Here is a 22,487-nt window from a genome sequence, read left to right as displayed (position 1 = left end):
GCCGCCCTGCCCGCACCGCTACGTGGCACGGGTGCGCTTCAGCCTGCGCGCCGACCGAAAGACGGTAATGACGACCACGACAGTTGCCGCGCCTGCCGATACCGGGTCCGGCAGCGCGATGATCACCCCTGGGCGGCGCAACTTCATCTTCGCCGCCATCGTGCTCGGGATGCTGCTCGCGGCCCTCGATCAGACGATCGTCGCCACCGCGCTGCCGACCATCGTCGCCGACCTCGGCGATGCCGGTCGTCAATCGTGGGTGGTCACCAGTTACCTGCTGGCCTCGACGATCGTCACCGCGCTGGTCGGCAAACTCGGCGACCTGTACGGCCGCAAACGGGTTTTCGAAGTCGCCGTGCTGTTCTTCGTCGCGGGATCGGTGCTGTGCGGGCTGGCGCAGTCCATGACCATGCTGGTGGGATCGAGAGCCCTGCAGGGCATCGGCGGCGGCGCCATCACCGTCACGGCCAGCGCGCTGATCGGCGAGGTGGTCCCGCTGCGCGAGCGCGGCCGCTACCAGGGCATCCTGGGCGCGGTATTCGGTGTCACCACGGTCGTGGGCCCATTGCTCGGCGGTTATTTCACCGACTACCTGACCTGGCGCTGGGCGTTCTGGATCAACCTGCCGGTCTCGCTGGTGGTGATCTGCGTGGCCACCGCGGCGATCCCGGCGCTGAAAGCGTCCACCAAACCCGTGGTCGACTACGCCGGCATCGTCTTCATCGGGCTGAGCGCCGCCGGCCTGACCCTGGCCACCAGCTGGGGCGGCACCGTCTACGCGTGGGGCTCGCCGACCATCATCGGGTTGTTCGTCGGCGCGGCCGTCGCCCTGGGTGTGTTCGTATGGGTGGAGAACCGTGCGACCGCGCCGATTCTGCCGATCCGGTTATTCGCCAGTCCGGTTTTCACCGTGTGCTGTGCACTGTCGTTCGTCGTCGGGTTCGCGATGCTGGGCGCGATGACGTTCCTGCCGACCTTCATGCAGTACGTCAATGGTGTCTCGGCCACCACGTCGGGCCTGCGCACGTTGCCGATGGTGGTCGGCATGCTGATCACCTCGACGGGTAGCGGCAGCATCGTCGGCCGCACCGGGCGCTACAAGATCTTCCCCGTCGTCGGCACCGCGCTGATGACGGTCGCTTTCGTCTTGATGTCCACCATGGACAAGTCGACCTCTGCGCTGCTGCAGTCGGTCTATCTGCTCATCCTGGGCGCCGGCATCGGACTGTCCATGCAGGTGCTGGTGCTCATCGTGCAGAACACCTCCGATTTCGAGGACCTCGGGGTAGCTACCTCCGGGGTGAGTTTCTTCCGCACCATCGGCAGCTCATTCGGGGCGGCCATTTTCGGCTCTCTGTTCGTGAACTTCCTCAGCTCGAGACTGGCCACCGCCCTCGCCACGACCGGCGCTCCGCGGGACGCGGTGAGCTCGCCGGCCGCGCTGCACCGGCAACCGGCTGCCGTGGCCGCGCCAATCGTGCATGCCTATTCCGATTCGTTGTCCCAGGTTTTCCTGTGCGCGGCGCCGGTCGCCGCGGTCGGTTTCGTGCTGGCGCTGTTCTTGCGCGAAGTGCCGTTGCGTGACATCCACAACAGCGCGGTCGACCTCGGTGACGGGTTCGGTATGCCGAGCACCGATACGCCGGAACAGTTGTTGGAGAACGCAATTGCGCGCATGCTGCGCGGCGAGCCCGGGGTTCGGCTGCGAAGCATCGCGATGCGGCCGGACTGCCGGCTCGACGTCGCCGCGCTGTGGGCGCTGCTGCGGGTCAACCGCTACACGCAATTCTTCGGCTCCGCCCGGCTCACCGATATCGGCGACAATCTGCAGATACCCTTCGAGGTGCTGGAACCCACCTTCAACCGGCTGGTCGCCGCGGGATACGTGATGCGCGACGGGGACCGGCTGTGGCTCACCCCCGCCGGCGTGGAGCAGGTGCAGTACGTGTATTCGCTGCTGCTGGCCTGGATCATCGACAAGCTGTCCCGGTCACCCGGTTTCGCCGTCCGCCCCGATCGCGCACAGGTAGAGGACGCACTGGGCCGGGTCGCGTATCGCGTTATCGCACAGCGGGATTGGAATGAAGACACCGCGACGGAGGCTATTGCGAGTCGCTGACCGGATGCCAGCTGCCGGGCAGCAGCGGCATCCGCGGGCCATCGCTCATCCCAGGACCGGCCAGCGTGGTCAACCCGGCAGCGGCGCCGGCGGTTTCATCGGTCACGGTGCCCGCGAAACCCATCGGCTGCGCACCCCGCTCGGAGGCCTCGGTGGTCGGCGGCCCTTCCCACTGCGGGTCGACGTCGACATCCATATCCAGGAACTCGTCGCCGAACCCACGGCTTTTGGCGGCCTTGCGGCGACGCGCCCGAGCCTGCTCCCGAGCCGCGGCAGCGGCCGCCTGGGCGGCGCTGTCGGGCTCTGACGCCTGCCTTTTCGCTGCGTTACTCGCCTTCGCGCTGAGCCCGGAACCGAATCCGATCGCGGGCGGAGCCGCGGCGTAGGGCGGCGCGAAACCGGCCCCACCCCCGGCGGGCGGCGCCGGCGCCGAAGGGGAGGGCGGCGGGGCTCCCGCGGTGCTGCTGGGCGCGGGCGCCGGCGCCGACGCCGGTGCCGCGGCCGGTGCGGTCACCGACGACAGCCCCACCGCCGGCAACGGAGGCGGCGTACCTATCGGTACCGGCGCCGGCACTACGACCGGTGGCGGCAGAGCGGCCAGCCCGGCCAATCCGGCCAGGCCGCCCACCGAAGCCAGCGGGGCGGCAGCCACCGGGAGGGCCGCGGCAAGCGCAGCCGGCTGGCTGGTCAAGGTGAAGACCTCAGCCAGATGGGTCGGCCAGTCGAAGAGCTCCAGGCTGACCAGGTATTGGACGGCCAGTACCGGGTTGGTCTGCAGATAGACGAAGAACTGTTGAAAGTCCTCGCCCAGCTCCAATGTCCGGGCTACCCAGAAGGCCGCCACGGTCGGATCCGTGTAGTAGTCGTATTCGAGCCCGTTCAGCGTGCCGTCGAGCGGATTCCAGTCATAGCCGAAGTTGCGAAGGATGTTGGCGACGAAGTCATCCAGGGCGTTGTCGACCAGCGGGTCGTGGGCGATCGTGTCGTTCCCGATACCGAACTGCTGAAGGATCGCGTCGAGTTGCGGATTGTTGATGAGGTTCTCGAATTGCGTGAACGGATTGAGCTGGGGGTTGCTCATGAAGTCCTGGTAGGCCTGCAGCGGGTTCTGCAGGATCTGCGGCGCCGGGTCGGCCGGCGGCGCCGCCGCCAGTGCTGTATCGGATGCGGCCTGGTAGCCACTCATGACGGCCGCGGCCTGAGTCCACATGCGGGCGTAGTCGGCCTCATTGAGCGTGATCGGGATGGTGTTGATACCGAAGAAGTTGGTCGCCAGCAGCGCCCCGTGCACAGCGTGATTGGCGGCCAGCTCGGCCATCGTCGGCATCGTGGCCAGCGCCGTCAGGTAGGCGCCGGCCACCGCCTCTTCACGCGCCGCGTTGTCAGCACTGATCTGGCCGGCCCGTGTCAACCATTCCACGTAGGGCAGGTGCGCCGCCGCGTAGGCCTGCGCGCTGGGTCCCGCCCAGACCCCGCCCTGCACGGCAGCCAGCATCGCGACGAGTTCGTCTGCGACGCTGGCGTATTCGGTGCTGAGTGCCGACCACGCCGACGCGGCGGCGAGGAGCGGGCCCGGCCCCGGGCCGCTGCTCAACAGCGCCGAGTGCACCTCGGGCGGCGCGGCCATCCACCCGTTGAAACCCGTCATGACGTGGTCCCACCAGGCCTTCTATGAGAATGACATGTTTTGAACATGATTTTCATTTGCACCAAAGTAGCTCCTTGGTGGTGTTCAGTTCAAGAGCGGATCGGCCGGGCGTACCATCTCGCCATGAGCCGAATCGGAAGTTTCGCGGACGACGACGTTGCCGGCTGGGTCCTCAAGTCCCCTGAACTCGGCGGCGCCATGGCCAATTTCAGCCGAGCGGTCTACACCAGCAATCGGCTTCCGTTGCGCACCCGTGAGATTGCGCGTGCGGTGATTGCCGACAACAACGAATGCATCGTGTGCGCCAACACCCGCGACGCCGACGGCCCGGCGGCCGGAGTCGACGAAGATCTGTACCACCACGCCACGGAGTGGCGGACCTGGCCGGGATACAGCGAGCAGGAGCGGCTGGCGGCCGAGTTCGCGCACCGCTTCTCCACCGACCACACCGAACTGCGCGACGACGAGGACTTCTGGGCCCGCGCCGCCGAACATTTCTCCGATGAACTGCTGGCCGACCTGGCGATCTCGTGTGCCCTGTGGGTGGGTATGGGCCGGGTACTGCGCACCCTGGACATCGGTCAGGCGTGCAAGCTGACGCTGCCCAGCCGGGCCTGACCCAGGCGGACATCAGCCGGAACCGCCGAATGGCTGCCATGACCGCCACTCCGCTTGCTGGTGCGGCTATCGCCCAGCTTGAGGCCGAGGGCGTCGACACCGTCATCGGCACCGTGGTGAACCCCGCCGGGCTCACCCTGGCCAAGACCGTCCCGATCCGCCGGACGAACACGTTCGCCGATCCCGGCCTGGGTGCCAGTCCGACGTGGCATGCCTTCGCCATCGACCAGACCGGCATCGCGTTCACCGACGACGTCACCGTGGTGGGGGACCAGCGCCTGCGCATCGACCTTTCCGCATTGCGCATCATCGGCGACGGGCTGGCATGGGCACCCGCCGGATTCTTCGAACAGGACGGCACTCCCGTCCCGGCCTGCGGCCGGGGGACCCTGGGCCGCATCGAGGCCGCGTTGGCCGACGCCGGCATCGAGGCCGCGGTCGGTCACGAAATCGAGTTCCTGCTGGTGGATTCCGGCGGCGGCCGGCTGCCTGCCACGCTGTGGGCGCAGTACGGCCTGGCCGGAGTCCTCGAACACGAGGCATTCGTTCGGGATGTGATCGCCGGTGCGACCTCCGCCGGAGTCGTGATCGAGCAGTTCCATCCCGAGTACGGACCCAATCAGTTCGAGCTCTCGCTGGCGCCCCAGCCGCCGGTGGCCGCGGCCGACCAGCTGGTGCTGATGCGGATCATCATCGGCCGGGCCGCCCGCCGCCATGGTATGCGGATCAGCCTGTCGCCGGTGCCGTTCGCCGGGAGTGTGGGATCGGGTGCACATCAACACTTTTCACTGGTCACCCCGGAGGGTCCGCTGTTCTCCGGAGGCACCGGCCCCGGTGGCATGACAATGGCGGGACAGGCAGCGGTCGCGGGGGTGCTGCGTGGGCTGCCGCAGGCGCAGGGCATTCTGTCCGGGTCGATCGTGTCCGGCCTGCGCATGCGGCCAGGCAATTGGGCCGGCGCCTACGCCTGCTGGGGCATCGAGAACCGGGAGGCCGCAGTGCGATTCATCGAAGGTGGCCCCGGAAATCCGCACGGCGCCAACGTTGAAGTGAAGATCATCGACCCCTCGGCCAACCCCTACCTGGCTACCGCGGCGATACTGGCCCTGGCACTCGACGGCATCACCGGCCGCGCGACGTTGCCGCCGGAGACGACGGTGGACCCCGAACAGCTTTCCGAAGCGGAACGGGACGACGCCGGAACCCGGCTGCTGCCCGACGATCAGGTGCAAGCCATTGCGGCATTGGATGACTCGGCGCTGATGCGTAAACTGCTGGGTGATCCGGTGGTCGACACGGTGACCGCGGTGCGGCGGATGGAGCACGACCGGTACGCGGCCCTCGAACCCGCGGCGCTCGCCGACAAGTTCCGGATGGCCTGGAGCCTATGACCCCGGATTCCGCTCTGGCACAACATATTCGTCGGGTAGCGCTGATCGACCAGCACGCGCATGGGTGTTGGTCGTCAGCCGGTGACCGGCGGCGTTTCGAGAACGCGCTCAACGAAGCCAACACGCAGCCCCTCGCCGATTTCGACTCCGGCTTCGACACCCAACTCGGTTTCGCGGTGCGCAACCACTGCGCCGCCGTCCTAGGCCTACCCAGACATGTTGATCCGCAGGAATACTGGGAGCGCCGTAGCCAGTTCAGCGAGTCCGACCTGGCGCGGCGGTTCCTGCCGGCTGCCGGGGTGAGCAACTGGCTGATCGACACCGGATTCGCGGGCGGGGTCACCGATGTCGCGGCCTTCGGTGAGCTGTCCGGTCGCCGCGCCTACGAAGTGGTGCGGCTGGAACAAGTGGCCGAGGAGGCGGCACAGGCCGACGGCGATTACGCGGCGGCCTTCGAGGAAACCCTGGTCCGCCGCGCCGCCGGCGCGGTCGGCACCAAATCGATCCTTGCCTACCGTGGCGGGTTCGACGGTGACCTCAGTGAGCCGTCCGCGGCCGAAGTCAGGACCGCCGCGCAACGCTGGCGCGACGCAGGCGGCGTCCGGTTGCAGGACCGGGTGCTGTTGCGGTTCGGGTTGTATCAGGCGTTGCGGCTGGGCAAACCGCTGCAGTTCCACGTGGGCCTCGGCGATCGCGACTGCGACCTGCACAAGACCGACCCGCTGTATCTGCTTGACTTCCTGCGCAACTCAGGGGATACCCCTATCGTGTTGCTGCACTGCTATCCCTACGAACGTCAGGCCGGTTACCTGGCCCAGGCCTTCAACAACGTGTACATCGACGGTGGGCTGACCGTGAACCAGCTGGGCGCCCGGGCGCCGGCGTTCGTCGCGCGAATCCTCGAACTCGCGCCGTTCCGCAAGATTCTGTACTCCTCGGACGGGTACGGGCCTGCCGAACTCCATTATCTGGGATCCGCGTTGTGGCGCACCGCAATCGGTCGCGTGCTGCACGGCTTCGTGGACGCCGGCGACTGGAGCGAGGCGGACGCCATCCGGGTGGTCGACCTGATCGCCCACCACAACGCCGCCCGCGTTTACCGTCTCGCCAGCGGCGACCCTCGCGGCCCGACCACCTGGTGAGCAATAGCTACACCAGGGCGCTGGCGTCGAAGATCCAGGACGTGTCGCCGCCCGCGAGGTTTTCGAAGTGCTGCGGCGGCGCGAAGGCCACCAGGCTGTTCATGTCCCAATAGTCTTTCCACACAGCGATTTTGCCGTCGACGACCTTGTGCACCGTGACGAACCTGAGGACGCCCTGCTCACCGGTCTGGAAGGTCCAGGTCTCGGAGTGCTCGTAGATGACGTCGGAGCCGTTGGACACCAACACCCCGTCGTGATTTTCGTATCCGGCCAGGTGTTCCAGCCCGATCTTCAGCCGCGTCACGATGTTCGCCGGACCACGAGCCGACACGGCCGGGACCGGCATGTCGACGTAGAGGCAGTCGTCGGACAGGAATGTCGGCACCGCATCCCAGTCCCGCCGCGAGAGCGCTTGCCACATTCCGGTCACGACATTCTCGGCGGTGATCATTTCTGTCATACCCGTCAATTAACTCGGCCGCCGCTCGGGTGTCAACCACAGCGCGGCGGCGTGCGGGCCTGACTATCGCGTGGCCATCGAGCGGGCCGGTCCGAGTTGCACCGGCAGGGTGGACCAGCCGCGCAGCACCCGCGTGCTGCGCCGGCTCCCGCTACCTGCGATCCGGACGTCGGGGAAACGTTCGAAGAAGGTGCGCAACCCGACTTCGCCCTCGGCTCGCGCCAGCGCCGCACCGAGGCAGAAGTGGCGTCCCGTCGAGAATGCGAGATGCCTTCCCGCATTAGCCCTTTCGACATCGAAGCGGTGCGGGTCGGCGAACACGGCGGGGTCCCGGTTGGCGGCGGCCAGATAGACGACCACCACCTCGCCACGGTAGATCGGCATCCCCGCCACCTCGACGTCGCGCCCGGCCACCCGAGCGGTCAGCTGCACGGGCGAGTCGAGCCGCAGGATCTCCTCCACCGCGTTGGGCCACAACTCGGGCCGCTCCCGCAGCTTGTCCAGCTGGTCGGGATGGTCGAGCAGCATCCGAATTCCGTTGCCCAACAGGTTGACTGTGGTCTCGAAGCCGGCGACCAGGACCAGTCCTGCGACTGCCTGCAATTCGATGTCGTCGAGATAGCTGTCCTCGCTGCCGCTCTGGGCGGTCTGAATCAATTGACTCATCAGGTCGTCACCCGGGTTGCGTTGCAGCTCACGCAGATGCTGCACCAGCCACGCGTTGAATCCCGCCGTACCCCGCTGCACGCGGACGTACTGCCGCCAGGGCAACCCGATGTCCAGACTCGGGGCGGCCAACTCGCCGAACTCCAGCACGCGCCGGCGGTCGTACTCCGGCACCCCGAGAATCTCGCTGATGACGGTGATCGGTAGCTGGGAGCAATACCGGCCGACGATGTCGACCCCACCGGGCCGGTCGGAGAGCCGATCGAGCAGTTCGTCCGCCGTCTGCTGAACCCGGTCGCGCAGCGCATTCACCGCCCGCGAGGTGAACACCGCCGAGACAGTCTTGCGGTAGCGGGTGTGATCGGGCGGTTCGACCGCCAGCAGCGACGGCGGCCGCAGCGGGTGCAGGCGGTGGTCACGGGTACGAAGTTCCAACCAGCGCAACGGTTTCGGCAGACTATCGCCGAAGTTGACGACGTGGAAATCGTCGGAGCGAAGGAAATCGTGGGCGAGTCGGTGGTCGACCGTCATCAGGTTCGCCCGGTTGCGCACCAATCCGCCGCGGCGTCGTACTTCGTCATAGAACGGCACCGGGTCGTCGGCGACAGCCGGGTCGGCGATCAACCTGGCTTGCAGGTCACCCCGCCGGACCGCGAGTTTGGCCACCCCGCGGACCACGCCGTGCATCGCGAACCAGTGCAGTCTGTCCTTCACCGGTCAGCACTCGGCGCTGATCTTGAAGTCCGTCGTGACGACCTTGTTCGGGTTGTTGCTGTTGATGCCGGATGCGCTGCCGGTGATGGTGTAGGCGTTCTTGTTGACGTCCACGTGCGCGTCGCCCACCCCGCCCTCGTAGTAGCTGCCGGTGAAGCCGTCGATGTTGCGGATCTTGACGAACTGCGGAATTACCCGGTCACCGCTGATCAACATCACCGCCTGAACCTGGCCGTCGCGATCGCGAATGTCGATGGTCCGATAGGCCTGCATCTGACTGCACGCCGGCGGGCGCGTGGTGTGGGCGGAGCCGTCGAGGGTCAGATGCGCGGCCTTGCGGGGCATGATCTGAGTGCCGCCGCAGCCGGACACGGTGAGTGCCAATGCGATTCCTGCCGTTACCACCATCCGGTTCTGCACCAGGACATTATTGCTGCTTCGGGTCCAGCCTGGGCAATGCTTTGACGATGCGATTTCGGACGAACTCCGGACTTATCCCCTTGAGCCGGTCGATCCAGCGGATGCTGCCGGGCACATACCAGTGCAGCCGCGTCGGATGCTGGTAGGCCTGCCACGCCACCTCGGCGACGCTGGAGGCCGGCATCAGCCGGAACATCCCCCGCTTGGGCGCGGCAGCGCGCAACTCATCGTGCGTCATCTGAGTTTCCGACCCGTCGGAGTGCTGAGGTGTCGAGGTGAGGATGGCGGTGTCAATCAGGCCGGGCAGCACGTCGGCGACCCGCACGCCGTGGCGCTGCCATTCCACGCTCAGCGCCTCCGTCAGTCCCTTGACTGCGTGCTTGGTCGCCGAGTACACGGCGATGCGCGGCATGCCGTAGGTGCCCGAGGAGGACGACGTGGAGAACATCAGGCTGCCCGGCGCCTTCTTCAGGTAGGGGAGTGCCCCGTAGGCGCCCGTCAGCACGGCCTTGAAGTTCACGTCTACGACCCGCATGGCGGCCTCGTACGGTACGTCCTCGAACCAGCCGCCTTCGCCGATTCCGGCGTTGTTCCACATCATGTCGAGCCCGCCGCCGGCGTTGCCGGCGCAGAAGTCGGCCAGGGCCGCATCCAGCGCAGCCTTGTCGGTCACGTCGACCACCCGGGTCCACAGGCCGGCGCCCAATTCCACACTGAGCGCGGCCAGGCCGGCGTCATTGCGGTCTACGGCGCCGACGCGCCAGCCCTTGCCATGGAACAGCTTGACGCCTTCCCGGCCCATCCCGCTGCCCGCACCGGTGATGAATATCGTCTTCATCGAGGTGATCTCCGCCCAGCCCCTCAGCCTGCTTCGACCACATCTTTGATGCGATGCAGCGTCTTCGTCATGTCTCTTATGTTGCGACGTTTACGTAGGAAGCCTCCCAACACCAGGTAGACGTTGTTGAACGGCGACGGAGCGAGCCGGAAAGACTCGGTGACGTCCGTCCCGTCATGAGTCGGCTCCAGCCGGTAATGCCAGTTGTTCACCACCCGGTCGCCGACCAGTACAGCAAACCCGAATTCGCGACCGGGCTCGCAGGCCGTCACCTCGCAGGTGGTCCAGTACACCGGGCCGATCTCGTTGCGGCGGACGTGGCCGCGGAACCGCGCTCCGAGCTCGGGTCCGGTCGCCCCACCCAACCATTCGGCCTCGAAGGTTTCCGGCGAGAAGCGCCCGGTATTTCGAATATCGGCAATTAATTCCCAGATCTTGTCTGCCGGCGCCGCCATATGAACCGTTGCTGAACCCTCCATAGAAGGATCCAATCACGTCGCGTGTAACGAAACGCGGCGCCCCGCCGATAATCATTGTTTGGGCGTGAACATCCCGATGATCTGGCTGATGGTCTGAGTCAGCGTTCCACCCGGCTTGGGCAGTTGCGCGATCCCCGGACCCATGCCGCCCGCGCTGGCGCACTTCGGCCACGCGCCCGGTCCCTGACCGGCCAGAACCTTATTCGCCACGGCGATTTGTTGCTGCTTGGAGGCTTTCGCGGGGTTGCCGACGCCGCCGTACTCCTCCCACGTGGCTTGCTTGAACTGCAGACCGCCGTAGGCGCCGTTGCCCGTGTTGGCCGCCCAGTTGCCGCCGGATTCGCACTGTGCGACAGCCTCCCAGTTCATGGCGTCGGCGTCGGCGGTGCCGGCGGACAGCGACATGCCGGTGGCGATGAATCCCGCGGTGATGGCGGACTTGATGAGGGGCTTTGTGATGTTCGTCATGCCCGGCATTTCGCCGAGCGTGTTCAAAGCGTTACCCACTAGAAAAAATTATGAGATCAGTTGTCTACCGCAATGAGATTGGCGCAAACGCCGTTCCGGCGGGTGCCTCAGCCGGGTGGCTGAGCCTGGCAGTAGGAAGCGGTCGCCGCCGTAAGCGCACGTTGATACAGGTTGTCCAGACTGCGCAGTCGCGTCACGTCGCTGCGGGCGTTCCGCAGCAGACCCGGGCATGCGGGAGAGTTCAGCAAACCCCAGTTAAGTGATATGTGAGACAAAATCTTAGTGTTCAGGGCGTCGATGGCGGCCCGTGAGGCGGCAAGATCGGCCGGAGCGGGAGACACGGCCGCCGGCGCCAGCTTCCAGTCCGAGAACCGGGAGTACTCGATGGCTTCGGTCGCCGCAATCTGATCGCTGAACACGCGGGCGACGTAATCCGGGTCGACCTGTGCCGAGGCAGCGTCCTCGCGCAGGGTAGCCAGCTCCTGCTGCACGCGAACCGGATCCTCGATGGCGGCGTGTGCGCCCCATTTGTAGGCGGCCACCGGCTCGGCGATCGCCAGCCGCTCGGCCAGCGCATCAACCAGAGCGGTCAGCGGGCCGGCATTATCGGCCCGGCTCTGCGGCGCGGCGCCACCGGCGAGCACGAGGGCAACCGCGACCAGAGCGGCGCGGGACGCGGCGTGCAGCATCGCGGCCCTCCCTCGTCGAGCGTTCAGGTCCTGACGAACAATGGTGGCATGCGTGCAGACTGGTTGCGCTCGACCCAGGCCCGGTCTCTGCTCGCCGCCACCCTGGGGACCTCGCTGCTGCTCGGCGGCACCTTCCTGGCGGTGGACCAACTGCACGCCACGCCCGCCGACGCCCTTGACCGTCCCGGTCCCTCGTTGTCGGACCAGCAGAGCCGGACCCAGGCGGTGGGCGCCGCCCGGGACGTCGTCTCGGCCGCGCGCCTGCGCACGACGACGGCGGGCTATCTGTTGATGTCGTGCCGGGACCGCGACAACCCGCCGTACCAGGGCGCGGTGTACCTGACCTTCACGATTCCCGCCGATACCCGCGCCGACGCGTACCTGCCGGCCGTCGCGAAGGCGCTGACCGCCGGCGGCTGGGTGGAGGGCCTGTCGCCCGGCGGTCACCCGTACAGCAAGTCGATGTCCAAGAGCCAGGTCACCGCGCTGATCTACCGCGACGACGACAACGCGAGCCTGGGTGTGGCGCGGATCTACGGCGAATGCCGCAACACCAGCGATCACCGCACCGACACCACAGGGTGGGTGGACGTCACCGCCGAGATCAGCGGCTGACCCCGCGCGGATGTCCCCTGAACGCACTACTGCGCCTGACGGCCGAAGCCGTCAAGCGCAGTAGTAGCAGTTGTGGCGGGTCAGCCCCGGGCGCCCAGGGCGCCCTGCAGGTCACCCTTCATGGCGACCAGCTGCGCACCCCAGTACTCCCAGCTGTGCGTGCCGTCGTTCTGGAAGTTGAAGACGGCGTTGTGTCCACCGGCCGCGTTGTAGGCGTCCTGGAACTTGATGTTGCTGCTGCGGACGAAGTTCTCCAGGAATTCGGCGGGCAGGTTCGCGCCACCCAGCTCGCTGGGCTTGCCGTTACCGCAGTAGACCCACAGGCGGGTGTTGTTGCCCACCAGCGTCGGGATCTGGAGCGACGGGTCGTTGCGCTGCCACGCCGGGTCGCTGGACGGACCCCACATGTCGGAGGCCTTGTAGCCGCCCGCGTCACCCATGGCCAGGCCGATCAGCGACGGCCCCATGCCCTGGGACGGGTCCAGCAGCGCCGACAGCGAGCCGGCGTAGATGAACTGGGCGGGGTGGTAGGCAGCCAGGATCATGGCCGAGGAACCTGCCATCGACAGACCCACCGCGGCGCTCCCGGTCGGCTTGACGCTGCGGTTGCTCTGCAGGTACGAGGGCAGCTCGCTGGTCAGGAAGGTCTCCCACTTGTAGGTGGAGCAACCGGCCTTGCCGCAGGCCGGGCTGTACCAGTCGCTGTAGAAGCTGGACTGGCCGCCGACCGGCATGACCACCGAGATGCCCGACTGGTAGTACCACTCGAACGCCGGGGTGTTGATGTCCCAGCCGTTGTAGTCGTCCTGGGCGCGCAGGCCGTCGAGCAGGTACAGCGCAGGAGAGTTATCGCCGCCGCTCTGGAACTGCACCTTGATGCTGCGTCCCATCGCCGCCGACGGCACCTGCAGGTACTCGACTGGCAGACCTGGCCGGGAGAACGCTCCCGCGGTCGGCGCACCGCCGGCGAGTCCGATCAGGCCCGGCAGGGTCGCGGCCGCAGCCGCACCGACCAGGAGTCGGCGACCCCAGGCCCGTATCTTCCCGCTCACGTCTGTCATACCTGTGCCCCTTGTCATTATGTCTTTTGTTCCCGGCAGAACTTACCGCGTGACTGGGCCGAATGTCGATTCGGACGCAATCACATTTCAGTTCCATATCGGTTACCGCCGCGGATACAGCAACTGTGTTACCGGAACCCTCGTTGGATCACCGCATTCGTTATAGCCCGCGGCCGACACGCCCGAACGCGACACACGCCGCGACGTTATGCAGGCGTTACGCAGTTGAAATCGGGTGGAGTCGCAAGCCCGCAAGGGCGCGCACCGGTTCGGCGCCGGTGCGGTCCCCGCCGAGCCGAGCAACCATTGCCCGGTTTACCGCCGCCCGCGTGGGCAGTTTTCGGGGTGCCGATTGCGCAGATCACGGGTGTTTGAGAGTCACCTGCAGGTTTCCCGGCAAGTTCAACACCGGCCAAGACGAACGTGCTCCGAGCGCGTAGGCTCGCTCGGAGCAATCCGACTGCAGACAGCTATCCCGGGCAATTCCGGCACTCCCGCGCCCAAGCACCTAGCCCCTTGGTGCCTGTAACGCGGCTGAGCGCGCGGCCGGCTCCGGGAATGATTGAGGTGCGAGATTTGGATACGGTACTTGGGCTATCGGTGACGCCGACCACGGTCGGGTGGGTCCTCGCTGAAGGGCACGGAGCCGACGGCGCCATCCTCGACCACCGTGAAGTGCAATTGCAGGACGGTTCGCAGCACAGCCACGGGGTGCGTGCGGTGAGCACGGCACAGCAGGTGACCGCCGAAGTAATGCGGGCCCGTGAGGTTGCCGAAGCCGGCGACCACCGGTTGCGGGTGGTCGGAGTGACCTGGAGTGACGAAGCCTCGGCCCAGGCCGCCCTGCTGCTGGAATCACTCACCGATGCGGGATTCGACAACGTCGTGCCCGTCCGCCAGCTTGCCGCCGTCGAAACGCTGGCGCAGGCCATCGCGCCGGTGATCGGCTACGAGCAGACCGCGGTGTGCATCCTCGAGCGCGAGTGGGCGACGGTGGTCATGGTTGACACCCACGACGGTGAGACCCAGACCGCCGTCAAGCACGTCCGCGGCGGCTACGACGGGTTGGCGTCCTGGCTCACCGGAATGTTCGACCGCAGCACCTGGCGTCCGGGCGGCGTGGTGGTGGTCGGCTCCCAGCACGACGTCAGCGATTTCTCCTGGCAGCTGGAAAATGCGTTGCCGGTCCCGGTGTTCTCCCAGACCATGGCGCAGGTGACCGTCGCCCGCGGGGCAGCACTGGCAGCGGCGCAGAGCACGGAGTTCACCGACGCCGAACTGGTGGCCGCCGGCGCCGCGGCGCCCGTCGCCGCCGTCCCCGTGCGCTCGCGCCAGTTCGCCGGGGCGGCGACCACCCTGGCGGCCGCGGCGGTGACGTTCGTGGCGTCGGTCTCGCTGGCGGTGGGCCTGCAGCTCGCTCCGGGTGAGGATTCCGCCCCGTCCCGGCCGGCGCACAAGTCCACACCGCCGATGGCCGAGGCGGTGTCTCCCGCACCCGTGCCGCCCCCCGCGCAAGCGGCTCCGGTCGCGCCTCCGGTGCAGCAGGAGCCGGTGCGACTCACCTCCGGCGAGCAGGTTCAGGAATCGGCGCCGGGCGGCGGGCCGACGGCGATCGTGCCCGAGCCGGATCCCGCGGAACCCGCCGATGGCCCGTTGCGGCTCAGCCGCGTGCTCGAACACATCCCCGGCACGTTCGCGGAGCCGGGGCGCCCGCCGGAGTAGCCGCTCAGGCCTTGCGCCGGGTCGCCTCGAAGGACACCGTCACGTCGTCGGCGACTTGCAGCGATCCCATAAGCAGTGAATAGGGTTTGACGCCGAAATCGGACTGGCGAACCGTGGACTGCAGCGACAGGCGCCACGAGTCGTCCAGTTCCTCGGTGTGCAGATCGACGACGTGTTCGCGCTGCCTGCCCCGGATGTGCAGGGTCCCGTGCAGTCGGTAGCCCCCGGGCGTCTCGTCGATGGCGTCAGCGTCAAAACGGATCTCGGGAAACTTGTTGGCGGACAATGACTTCAGTGCATTGGAGCGCACCAGCGTCTTCTCCGGGCCGGACAGTCCCTTGACGCCGCCTTCGCCACTGAGCACCTCGAAGGAATCCACCTCGACCACAAGGTTCGCCGTATCAGGCTGCCCACCAACCCAATTCACGCTCGCCTGCCAGCGGGTCATCGCGATGGTGAGCCGGTGGCCCATCCGCGCCGCGCGGCCGGCAACTCCGGTGTGCAGAATCAACTCGCCGTCGGCAGCATCGAAGGTCCATACGGCGTCATCGTCGATGGCCATGAGTCAGACGGTGAGGACGGTGCGGTAGTGTGCCCGGCCCTGCTCGAGCGCCGCGTAGCCGTCGGCCGCCTGCGACAGCGGTAACTCCTCGATCCAGGCGCGCACACCCGACAGGAGCGCGAAATGCATTGTCTCCTCGACATCTTTCGCGGTCCCCGAGGGATGGCCGATGATGCTGAGCCCGGGGGTGATCAACTGAACCGGACTGATCGGTAGCGGCTCCGGGGTCACCCCGATGGTGACCAGCTCACCCTGGGGCAGCAACCCACCGACCGTATCGGCCATGGCCTGTGAATTGCCCGCCGTGGCAAGCACAACCGCGACCCCGCCCAGGGCGCGGAGAGCTTCGGCGACGTTCCCGGCGGTGGAGTCGACGTAATGGTGAGCGCCCAGTTTCTTGGCGTCCTCGGCTTTGCCGCTACCTCGCGCGATGGCGATCGTTTCGAATCCCATCGCACGGGCCCACTGCACACCCAGGTGCCCGAGACCGCCGACACCGAGAATCGCGACCCGGTCACCGGGCAGCGCCCTGGTGTGGCGCAGGGCGTTGTAGGTGGTGACGCCGGCACACCCCATCGGGGCCGCCTCGACATCGCTGAGCCCGTCCGGAATCCGGGCCAGTGCGGTGGCCGGAACGGTCACCGATTCCGCGTATCCGCCCGGATACTGCCAACTCGGCACCTTTGCGTTGGCGCAGTGGATCAAAATGCCTTTGCGACACGGGTCGCAGTGATTGCAGTTGCCGCCGAACCAGCCGACGGCGACGCGGTCACCTACCGCGAATTCTTCGACACCGTCCCCGAGTTCAGCAATGGCCCCGGCGATTTCGTGGCCAGGCGTCAGCGGCCATGACATGTCGGGGAACCCCCCGTTGACGAAGTGCGCATCGGTGCCGCAGATGCCGCAGGCGGTCACCGTGATACGCACCTCGCCGCGACCGGGAGGCGATGTCTCGACTTCGGCGAGCTCGAGCGGGGCGCCCGCGGACTGAACGTGTACGGCCTTATGAGTGGGCATGTCGCTCTCTGTCGATCAGTGGGTTACCGGGCATTGCTGGCCGGAAGCTGTTCCGTTGGTGTGGTAATCGACCTGCCAGTGCTTGATTCCGTTGAGCCAGCCCGACCGCAGCCGCTCGGGCTTGCCGACCGACTCCAGATCGGGCATCGCGTCGGCGATCGCGTTGAACATCAGGTCGATCGTCATGCGGGCCAGGTTGGCGCCGATGCAGTAGTGCGCCCCGGTGCCGCCGAATCCCACATGCGGGTTGGGATCGCGCGTGATGTTGAAGGTGAACGGGTCGTCGAACACGTCCTCGTCGAAATTGGCTGAGCGGTAGACCATCACCACTCGCTGGCCTTTCTTGATCTGCACACCCGACAACTCGTAGTCCTGCAGGGCGGTGCGCTGGAAGGAGGTGACCGGGGTGGCCCACCGGACGATCTCGTCGGCGGTGGTGACCGGACGTTCCCGTTTATAGAGCTCCCACTGGTCGGGGAAGTCGGTGAAGGCCATCATGCCCTGCGTGATGGAGTTGCGGGTGGTCTCGTTGCCGGCCACGGCCAGCAGGATGACGAAGAAGCCGAACTCGTCGTCGGTGAGTTTGTGCCCGTCGACGTCTGCCTGGACCAGTTTGGTGACAATGTCTTCGCCGGGGTTCTGCGCCCGATCGGCGGCCATCTGCATGGCGTACATGATCAGTTCGACCGAGGCGGTGATGGCGTCGTTGGTGGCGAACTCGGGATCCTGGTCACCCACCATCTGGTTGGACCAGTGGAACAGTTTCATCCGGTCCTCTTGCGGAACACCCAGCAGGCCGGCGATCGCCTGCAACGGCAGCTCGCAGGACACCTGCTCGACGAAGTCGCCGGAACCCTGCGACGCCGCCACTTCCACGATGCGGCGGGCACGTTCGGCGAGGTCGTCGCGCAGGCGTTCGACGGCGCGCGGCGTGAAGCCGCGCGAGATGATCTTGCGCAGGTGGGTGTGCTGCGGGGCGTCCTGGTTGAGCAGAACGAACTTGCCGCGCTCGATCTGCTCCCCGACGGTGCCGTCCTTGTAACGGGGGAGTGCGGTCTTTTCCAGGCTGGAGAACACGTCGCTGCGCCGGGAGATCTCCTTGACGTCCTTGTGCTTGGTGACCACCCAGAAACCGCCGTCATCGAAACCGCCCGCCCCATAGGGCTGCTCGTTCCACCAGATCGGTGCGGTTCGGCGTAGCTCGGCGAGTTCCTCGACCGGCAGACGCTCGGCGTGGATATCCGGATCGGTGAAATCGAACCCGGGCGGCAGGTTCGGCTTTGCTTGCGGTTCGGCTGGCGTCGTTGACAATTGCCTACTCCTCGTAACCGTGTTCACAGGGGCATCCCGTGCCAATAATTCCTTGCTACACCACACTTGGGAAGCCTGGGAGCAAAAGACGTCGAAGCCGAACTGGAACGTGTTCAGGCGGCCCCCCTGATCCGGTGTCCCGACGGGGACTTTCGGCACTAGCAGGCGCGTCACGGCGGCCGTTTCATTGAACCGATGGCCGACATGCTGGTGCTGAACCCGCCCGAAACCTTGGCGACCGCCGCCGCGGATCTCATCGAGATTCGAGCGGCGATCGACAGCGCCAATGCTGCCGCGGCGGCACCGATATCCGGCGTGGTAGCCGCGGCCGGCGACGAAGTCTCAGTAGCCATCGCCAACGCAATGTCGTTGTACGGCAAGCAGTACCAGGCCATCGCCGATCAGGCGACAGCATTTCACGCCCGCTTCAGCGCAGCGCTCGCGTGGGCCGCGAGATCGTATGCGGAGGCGGAGGCGGCGAACGCGTCTTTGGTTGCCGGCTTCTCGCACGCCGCCGGCGCGGATCCACTGGTGGCACTGATCATGGGGGGCACCGACAATCCGCAGCCTATTCCCGAGTACGTGACCGCCATCAATGACGCCTATATCCAGCCCCGTTTTCCGGGGGCACTGCCACAAGGGTTGTTCACGCCCGAGCAGTTCTGGCCCGTCACCGGAAACCTGACGTTCGGCCAGTCCGTCACCCAAGGCGTCGCGCTGCTGAATAACGAGATCAATCATCAGATCAACACGCTGGGCAACTCCGTCGTGGTGTTCGGCTACTCGCAGAGCGCCGCGATCGCCACCAATGAGATCAACGCGCTGATGGCGGCGGGCGCGCCGTATGCGGGCCAGCTGTCCTTCGTGCTGGCGAGCAACCCCAACACTCCCGACGGCGGCATCCTCGCGCGGTTCCCCGGCTTCTACATCCCGTTCATCGACGTGCCGTTCACCGGGGCGACCCCGCCGAACAGTCCCTATCCGACCAGCATGTACGCGATTCAGTACGAAGGTGTGGCCAACGCCCCGCAATACCCGCTGCATATATTGTCCGACCTGAACGCGATCATGGGCTACTTCTATCTGCACGACACCTATCAGCACCTGACGGCAGCCCAGGTCAGTAACGCGCTACTGATGCCGACGGCTCCGGGATACATCGGCAATACCCAGTACTACATGTTGCTGACACAGAATCTGCCGCTGCTGCAGCCGATCCGGGACATTCCCCTGCTGGGGCCGCCGCTGGCCGACCTGATACAGCCGGACCTGCGGGTGCTGGTCGATCTGGGTTACGGCAACATCGGCATCGGCGCCGATTACCCGAACGTGCCCACGCCGGCCCGGCTGTGGCAGGTGATCGACCCCGTCACCGTCACCTTTGACCTGGCCAAAGGGGCGATACAGGGACCCCAGGCCGCCCTGGTCGACTTAGGGTTGTTGCCGCCGTCCTACCTCCCGACCACTTACCCCTACGTTCCGTCCCTGAATCCCGGACTGTCGTTGAGCTTTGGCCAGCCAAGCGTCACCGGGCTGTCCGTGCTGAGCTGTGCGCTCGGATCGATACTGCACTTGATTCCGCCGGTGAACGGCTGCCTGACTCTCGCATAGTCACGCTTTCCGACCTGGTCCGTCGGGCCGGAATGTGGCGCTGAAAATGGCTAAGCCGACGGCCGTGGAATTGGGCTGCGGATACGCCCTTGTGACGACTGCAGCAAACGATATGCTCTTGAGGAACAAGGCACCGGTGCCAGGAAAGGACGAGCGGAAGACATGATTCGCGAATTACTCGCCGCCGCTGCGATCACGGGTTCGATGATCGGGGTAGCGCCGGTCGCCGGTGCCGACAACGGACGTTGGGAGGGTGACGTTCCGGGGATGAACTACGACGCGTCGCTCGGTGCGCCGTGCGACAACTACGAACGTTTCATCTTCGGGCGCGGCCCCAGCGGCCAGGCCGAGGCCTGCCACTTCCCGCCACCCAATCAGTTCCCGGCCGCGACCACCGGATACTGGGTCATCTCCTACCCTCTTCGCGGTGTCCAGCAGATCGGTGCGCCGTGCCCGGCTCCCAACGTGGCGGCCCAGTCGCCGGCCGGACTGCCGATGCTGTGCCTGGGCGCGCAGGGTTGGCAGGAGGGCTGGTTCACCGGAGCCGGTTTCTTCCCGCCCGAGCCGTAGATCCCGGCTGATCCCGATGTCCGCGCAGGCTGCCCCGATTCCACGGTGGCTGCGGTTTGTGCTGGCGTCTGACCGGGCCGGCTCCGCGTGGTACATCGGCACCGGGTTCTTTTTCGCCCCCGTGCTGGCCGTGGTGTCGCCCTGGCCGGCGGTGACCGCCGTGCTGTGGTGGGTTATTGGACTGGCAGGATTGTGGCTCGGTCTTCTCGGAATCGCGATGGCCGCGGGACTGGCCCGAGTGCTGCGCTCCGGCGGCGAGATTCCCGAGGACTACTGGCGCACCCTCGTCGACTACTGACGCCGCCGCCTACAGTCATACCCAACGTCCGCCAACGAACGTCACTGAATAGGAGATCCGCCATGGCCTTCGATCCCAAAGATGCCGTAGACGCCGTCCGCGACATCGCCACGAACGCTGTCGAGAAGGCGTCGGACATCGTCGAGCACGCCAGCGACATCATCCGCGGCGACATCGCCGGTGGCGCCAGCGGCATCGTGCAGAACTCGATCGAGATCGGCACGCACGCGGTCGACCGGGTGAAGGAAGTTTTCACCGGTAAAGACGACGACCTGGACTGAGTGTCAGATAGCCGCAGCGGCGTTCAATTCGTCCAGCCGCGTGGTGGCCTCCAGGTATTCCTGCACCCACCGCTCGATGACGGTGGCGGTCTTCTCCACTTTCTGGAACTGACCGACGACCTGCCCCACCGGGTTGAAAGCCACGTCGACCGACTCATTGGGGTACCTGTTGGTGGCTCGCACCGCCATGCCGGAAACCATGTACTGCAACGGCATTCCGAGCGGCTTGGGGTTGTCCGGCTGCTCCCAGGCCTCGGTCCAGTCGTTGCGCAGCATCCGGGCCGGTTTGCCGGTGAAGGAGCGGCTGCGCACCGTGTCCCGGCTGCCTGCCTTGATGTACGCGGCCTGCTGAACCGGGGTGTTCGAGGATTCCTCGACCATCAGCCACTGCGAACCGGTCCACGCGCCCTGCGCGCCCAGCGCGAGCGCCGCGGCGATCTGCTGGCCGCTGCCGATGCCGCCGGCGGCCAGCACCGGCACCGGCGCCACCTCCTTGACGACCTGCGGCCACAACACGATTGAGCCGACCTCGCCGCAGTGACCGCCAGCCTCGCCGCCCTGGGCGATGATGATGTCGACGCCGGCGTCGGCGTGCTTGCGGGCCTGCGACGGCGAACCGCACAGCGCCGCCACCTTACGGCCCTCGGCGTGAATGTGCTTGATCATGTCGGCCGGAGGGGTGCCCAGCGCGTTGGCGATCATGGTCACCTTGGGGTGCTTGAGCGCGACCTCGACCTGGGGGGTGGCGGTCGCCTCGGTCCAGCCCAGCAGCTGCAGGCTGTCGCCGTCGCTGTCTTCGACCGGAACGCCGTGATCGGCAAGGATTTTCTTGCCGAAGTCCAGGTGCTCCTGGGGCACCATCTTGCGCAGCGTGTCGGCCAGTTCCTCTGCCGACAGGTGCGCGTCCATGCCCTCGTACTTGTTGGGGATGACGATGTCCACGCCGTAGGGGTGGTCCCCGATGTTCTCGTCGATCCAGTTCAGCTCGATCTCCAGCTGCTCGGGGGTGAAGCCGACCGCGCCCAGCACGCCGAATCCGCCGGCTTTACTGACAGCGACGACGACATCGCGGCAGTGGGTGAAAGCGAAGATCGGGAACTCGATGCCGAGTTGATCGCATAGCGCGGTGTGCATGCCTACTCCTGTGGGGCGTGGGACCGATGCCAGAAATTGAAACGTGTTCTAGTTTAATACCAGTATCGCCGACGAGGCCAGCCTGGTCCGGTTTGTTCGAACTAGGCCCCTTCAGATCTGCAGCCCGCGGGTGAGCCACAACGCCAGGAAACCCAGCATGCAGGCGAAGCAGATCAGGTGGTCCTGGCAGACCGCGCGGGCGAGGCGGCTCTGTTCCTCCGGCGGGTCGACACGACTGCCCAACCGGATCGCATTCGGGACTGTGCGCATCAAAGCCAGAGCTACCGGAAGGCCGGCGGCGCCACCCGATATCACCAGCAGCCACACCGGGTCGCGACCGTCGGCGGCCTGAAAACCCAGCGTGCCCAACAAGATCAGCATCACCAGGGCGATCAACCGGCCCATCGGGCGGGAGGTGGTGGTGGCGCGGCGATAGTAGCCCGCGATCGACGCCAGCACGGGCTCGGGCAACTCGGCGTCGGCGTGGGCGTGGGTGTGCTTGAACACCTGCACGTCGAAGATCAGGTCCATCCACAGCACGGCCAGCAGAAAACCACTGCAGGCCGTCAGCAGTGGTGTCATCGCACTCCGCCTCCGATCGTCGCGTCAAATTCTCGTGGCAGCGTCGCGGCCGACGAGAACGCGTTCTTGCC

24 protein-coding genes are annotated in these 22,487 nt (G+C 66.5%); 10 read left to right on the top strand and 14 right to left on the bottom strand.

Going from position 1 to position 22,487, the window contains the following annotated elements:
- The first annotated feature begins 67 nt into the window (after positions 1 to 67).
- On the top strand, positions 68 to 2,119 hold the full coding sequence (locus ACNQS7_RS03060; protein ID WP_418011375.1) for an MDR family MFS transporter: 2,052 nt from the start codon (positions 68 to 70) through the stop codon (positions 2,117 to 2,119).
- On the opposite strand, the gene ACNQS7_RS03055 is transcribed toward ACNQS7_RS03060, so the two are convergent.
- A complete protein-coding gene (locus ACNQS7_RS03055; protein ID WP_418011374.1) occupies positions 2,103 to 3,767 on the bottom strand; it encodes a PPE family protein in 1,665 nt (554 codons plus the stop codon). The genes ACNQS7_RS03060 and ACNQS7_RS03055 overlap by 17 nt on opposite strands.
- A 123-nt stretch (positions 3,768 to 3,890) precedes the next feature.
- Here ACNQS7_RS03055 and ACNQS7_RS03050 point away from each other — a divergent pair, with 123 nt between their 5' ends.
- The 3 genes from ACNQS7_RS03050 to ACNQS7_RS03040 are packed head-to-tail and all read left to right on the top strand — an operon-like array spanning position 3,891 to position 6,918.
- Positions 3,891 to 4,385, top strand: coding sequence for a carboxymuconolactone decarboxylase family protein (locus ACNQS7_RS03050; protein ID WP_055578938.1), 495 nt, complete (start codon positions 3,891 to 3,893; stop codon positions 4,383 to 4,385).
- Positions 4,386 to 4,423: 38 nt separating this feature from the next.
- Positions 4,424 to 5,776, top strand: coding sequence for a glutamine synthetase (locus ACNQS7_RS03045; RefSeq protein WP_418011373.1), 1,353 nt, complete (start codon positions 4,424 to 4,426; stop codon positions 5,774 to 5,776).
- Positions 5,773 to 6,918: an amidohydrolase family protein gene (locus ACNQS7_RS03040; RefSeq protein WP_418011372.1), complete on the top strand. Its 1,146-nt coding sequence runs from the start codon at positions 5,773 to 5,775 to the stop codon at positions 6,916 to 6,918. Before ACNQS7_RS03045 ends, ACNQS7_RS03040 begins: the two co-directional genes overlap by 4 nt.
- Before the next feature lie 7 nt (positions 6,919 to 6,925).
- Here ACNQS7_RS03040 and ACNQS7_RS03035 read toward each other — a convergent pair whose 3' ends face one another.
- The 7 genes from ACNQS7_RS03035 to ACNQS7_RS03005 all read right to left on the bottom strand — a co-directional run bounded on the left by ACNQS7_RS03035 (position 6,926) and on the right by ACNQS7_RS03005 (position 11,652).
- On the bottom strand, positions 6,926 to 7,369 hold the full coding sequence (locus ACNQS7_RS03035) for a limonene-1,2-epoxide hydrolase family protein (protein ID WP_418015860.1): 444 nt from the start codon (positions 7,367 to 7,369) through the stop codon (positions 6,926 to 6,928).
- A gap of 72 nt (positions 7,370 to 7,441) precedes the next feature.
- Positions 7,442 to 8,758 carry a cytochrome P450 gene (locus tag ACNQS7_RS03030; RefSeq protein WP_418011371.1) on the bottom strand — a complete coding sequence of 439 codons (1,317 nt, stop codon included), beginning with the start codon at positions 8,756 to 8,758 and terminating at the stop codon, positions 7,442 to 7,444.
- A 3-nt stretch (positions 8,759 to 8,761) separates the two neighbouring features.
- A complete protein-coding gene (locus ACNQS7_RS03025; RefSeq protein ID WP_055578934.1) occupies positions 8,762 to 9,178 on the bottom strand; it encodes a lipoprotein LpqH in 417 nt (138 codons plus the stop codon).
- A gap of 7 nt (positions 9,179 to 9,185) precedes the next feature.
- Positions 9,186 to 10,016 carry an SDR family oxidoreductase gene (locus ACNQS7_RS03020; protein ID WP_418011370.1) on the bottom strand — a complete coding sequence of 277 codons (831 nt, stop codon included), beginning with the start codon at positions 10,014 to 10,016 and terminating at the stop codon, positions 9,186 to 9,188.
- A 23-nt stretch (positions 10,017 to 10,039) separates the two neighbouring features.
- Positions 10,040 to 10,495: an SRPBCC family protein gene (locus ACNQS7_RS03015; RefSeq protein ID WP_418011369.1), complete on the bottom strand. Its 456-nt coding sequence runs from the start codon at positions 10,493 to 10,495 to the stop codon at positions 10,040 to 10,042.
- Positions 10,496 to 10,546: 51 nt separating this feature from the next.
- Complete coding sequence (locus ACNQS7_RS03010) at positions 10,547 to 10,963, bottom strand: transglycosylase family protein (RefSeq protein ID WP_055578961.1); 417 nt, start codon at positions 10,961 to 10,963, stop codon at positions 10,547 to 10,549.
- A 107-nt stretch (positions 10,964 to 11,070) separates the two neighbouring features.
- Positions 11,071 to 11,652: a chorismate mutase gene (locus ACNQS7_RS03005; protein WP_418011368.1), complete on the bottom strand. Its 582-nt coding sequence runs from the start codon at positions 11,650 to 11,652 to the stop codon at positions 11,071 to 11,073.
- Positions 11,653 to 11,700: 48 nt separating this feature from the next.
- On the opposite strand from ACNQS7_RS03005, the gene ACNQS7_RS03000 reads away from it, so the two are divergent.
- Positions 11,701 to 12,267, top strand: a complete 567-nt coding sequence (locus ACNQS7_RS03000; protein ID WP_418011367.1) for a hypothetical protein — start codon at positions 11,701 to 11,703, stop codon at positions 12,265 to 12,267.
- An 80-nt stretch (positions 12,268 to 12,347) separates the two neighbouring features.
- Here ACNQS7_RS03000 and ag85B read toward each other — a convergent pair whose 3' ends face one another.
- Positions 12,348 to 13,328 carry a diacylglycerol acyltransferase/mycolyltransferase Ag85B gene (gene ag85B / locus ACNQS7_RS02995; protein ID WP_055578929.1) on the bottom strand — a complete coding sequence of 327 codons (981 nt, stop codon included), beginning with the start codon at positions 13,326 to 13,328 and terminating at the stop codon, positions 12,348 to 12,350.
- Positions 13,329 to 13,904: 576 nt separating this feature from the next.
- Here ag85B and ACNQS7_RS02990 point away from each other — a divergent pair.
- Positions 13,905 to 15,050, top strand: coding sequence for a hypothetical protein (locus tag ACNQS7_RS02990; protein ID WP_418011366.1), 1,146 nt, complete (start codon positions 13,905 to 13,907; stop codon positions 15,048 to 15,050).
- A gap of 4 nt (positions 15,051 to 15,054) precedes the next feature.
- Here the strand turns inward: ACNQS7_RS02990 and ACNQS7_RS02985 are convergent, their stop codons facing one another.
- The 3 genes from ACNQS7_RS02985 to ACNQS7_RS02975 are packed head-to-tail and all read right to left on the bottom strand — an operon-like array spanning position 15,055 to position 17,940.
- Positions 15,055 to 15,612: a YceI family protein gene (locus ACNQS7_RS02985; RefSeq protein WP_418011365.1), complete on the bottom strand. Its 558-nt coding sequence runs from the start codon at positions 15,610 to 15,612 to the stop codon at positions 15,055 to 15,057.
- A 3-nt stretch (positions 15,613 to 15,615) separates the two neighbouring features.
- A complete protein-coding gene (locus ACNQS7_RS02980; protein WP_418011364.1) occupies positions 15,616 to 16,629 on the bottom strand; it encodes an alcohol dehydrogenase catalytic domain-containing protein in 1,014 nt (337 codons plus the stop codon).
- A 15-nt stretch (positions 16,630 to 16,644) separates the two neighbouring features.
- A complete protein-coding gene (locus ACNQS7_RS02975; RefSeq protein ID WP_418011363.1) occupies positions 16,645 to 17,940 on the bottom strand; it encodes a cytochrome P450 in 1,296 nt (431 codons plus the stop codon).
- A gap of 204 nt (positions 17,941 to 18,144) precedes the next feature.
- On the opposite strand from ACNQS7_RS02975, the gene ACNQS7_RS02970 reads away from it, so the two are divergent.
- From ACNQS7_RS02970 to ACNQS7_RS02955, 4 genes are all read left to right on the top strand, one after another.
- The gene (locus ACNQS7_RS02970) at positions 18,145 to 19,551 is read left to right on the top strand and encodes a PE family protein (protein ID WP_418015859.1); all 1,407 of its coding nucleotides are present in this window, start codon (positions 18,145 to 18,147) and stop codon (positions 19,549 to 19,551) included.
- Between the two features lie 162 nt (positions 19,552 to 19,713).
- Complete coding sequence (locus tag ACNQS7_RS02965) at positions 19,714 to 20,121, top strand: hypothetical protein (RefSeq protein WP_310766654.1); 408 nt, start codon at positions 19,714 to 19,716, stop codon at positions 20,119 to 20,121.
- 16 nt (positions 20,122 to 20,137) lie between these two features.
- Positions 20,138 to 20,419, top strand: coding sequence for a hypothetical protein (locus ACNQS7_RS02960; protein WP_418011362.1), 282 nt, complete (start codon positions 20,138 to 20,140; stop codon positions 20,417 to 20,419).
- A 62-nt stretch (positions 20,420 to 20,481) separates the two neighbouring features.
- On the top strand, positions 20,482 to 20,700 hold the full coding sequence (locus ACNQS7_RS02955; RefSeq protein ID WP_055578922.1) for a hypothetical protein: 219 nt from the start codon (positions 20,482 to 20,484) through the stop codon (positions 20,698 to 20,700).
- A gap of 3 nt (positions 20,701 to 20,703) precedes the next feature.
- Here the strand turns inward: ACNQS7_RS02955 and ACNQS7_RS02950 are convergent, their stop codons facing one another.
- The gene (locus ACNQS7_RS02950) at positions 20,704 to 21,834 is read right to left on the bottom strand and encodes a nitronate monooxygenase (RefSeq protein WP_055578921.1); all 1,131 of its coding nucleotides are present in this window, start codon (positions 21,832 to 21,834) and stop codon (positions 20,704 to 20,706) included.
- 111 nt (positions 21,835 to 21,945) lie between these two features.
- Positions 21,946 to 22,416, bottom strand: coding sequence for a hypothetical protein (locus ACNQS7_RS02945; protein WP_418011361.1), 471 nt, complete (start codon positions 22,414 to 22,416; stop codon positions 21,946 to 21,948).
- Positions 22,417 to 22,487: the final 71 nt, after the last annotated feature.

The sequence above is a fragment of the Mycobacterium sp. 23 genome (assembly GCF_048287075.1).
GTDB classification, from domain to species: Bacteria; Actinomycetota; Actinomycetes; order Mycobacteriales; family Mycobacteriaceae; genus Mycobacterium; species Mycobacterium gordonae_B.
The sequence above is the reverse complement of the archived record's forward strand: the minus strand, read 5'-3'. Positions and strand labels throughout refer to the sequence as shown.

Coding starts and splice junctions, on each gene's coding strand:
- ACNQS7_RS03060 (WP_418011375.1), top strand. CDS start 68: ATGACGACCACGACAGTTGCCGCGCCTGCCGATACCGGGTCCGGCAGC.
- ACNQS7_RS03055 (WP_418011374.1), bottom strand. CDS start 3,767: ATGACGGGTTTCAACGGGTGGATGGCCGCGCCGCCCGAGGTGCACTCG.
- ACNQS7_RS03050 (WP_055578938.1), top strand. CDS start 3,891: ATGAGCCGAATCGGAAGTTTCGCGGACGACGACGTTGCCGGCTGGGTC.
- ACNQS7_RS03045 (WP_418011373.1), top strand. CDS start 4,424: ATGACCGCCACTCCGCTTGCTGGTGCGGCTATCGCCCAGCTTGAGGCC.
- ACNQS7_RS03040 (WP_418011372.1), top strand. CDS start 5,773: ATGACCCCGGATTCCGCTCTGGCACAACATATTCGTCGGGTAGCGCTG.
- ACNQS7_RS03035 (WP_418015860.1), bottom strand. CDS start 7,369: ATGATCACCGCCGAGAATGTCGTGACCGGAATGTGGCAAGCGCTCTCG.
- ACNQS7_RS03020 (WP_418011370.1), bottom strand. CDS start 10,016: ATGAAGACGATATTCATCACCGGTGCGGGCAGCGGGATGGGCCGGGAA.
- ACNQS7_RS03015 (WP_418011369.1), bottom strand. CDS start 10,495: ATGGAGGGTTCAGCAACGGTTCATATGGCGGCGCCGGCAGACAAGATC.
- ACNQS7_RS03010 (WP_055578961.1), bottom strand. CDS start 10,963: ATGACGAACATCACAAAGCCCCTCATCAAGTCCGCCATCACCGCGGGA.
- ACNQS7_RS03005 (WP_418011368.1), bottom strand. CDS start 11,652: ATGCTGCACGCCGCGTCCCGCGCCGCTCTGGTCGCGGTTGCCCTCGTG.
- ACNQS7_RS03000 (WP_418011367.1), top strand. CDS start 11,701: ATGCGTGCAGACTGGTTGCGCTCGACCCAGGCCCGGTCTCTGCTCGCC.
- ag85B (WP_055578929.1), bottom strand. CDS start 13,328: ATGACAGACGTGAGCGGGAAGATACGGGCCTGGGGTCGCCGACTCCTG.
- ACNQS7_RS02985 (WP_418011365.1), bottom strand. CDS start 15,612: ATGGCCATCGACGATGACGCCGTATGGACCTTCGATGCTGCCGACGGC.
- ACNQS7_RS02980 (WP_418011364.1), bottom strand. CDS start 16,629: ATGCCCACTCATAAGGCCGTACACGTTCAGTCCGCGGGCGCCCCGCTC.
- ACNQS7_RS02970 (WP_418015859.1), top strand. CDS start 18,145: ATGCTGGTGCTGAACCCGCCCGAAACCTTGGCGACCGCCGCCGCGGAT.
- ACNQS7_RS02965 (WP_310766654.1), top strand. CDS start 19,714: ATGATTCGCGAATTACTCGCCGCCGCTGCGATCACGGGTTCGATGATC.
- ACNQS7_RS02960 (WP_418011362.1), top strand. CDS start 20,138: ATGTCCGCGCAGGCTGCCCCGATTCCACGGTGGCTGCGGTTTGTGCTG.
- ACNQS7_RS02955 (WP_055578922.1), top strand. CDS start 20,482: ATGGCCTTCGATCCCAAAGATGCCGTAGACGCCGTCCGCGACATCGCC.
- ACNQS7_RS02950 (WP_055578921.1), bottom strand. CDS start 21,834: ATGCACACCGCGCTATGCGATCAACTCGGCATCGAGTTCCCGATCTTC.
- ACNQS7_RS02945 (WP_418011361.1), bottom strand. CDS start 22,416: ATGACACCACTGCTGACGGCCTGCAGTGGTTTTCTGCTGGCCGTGCTG.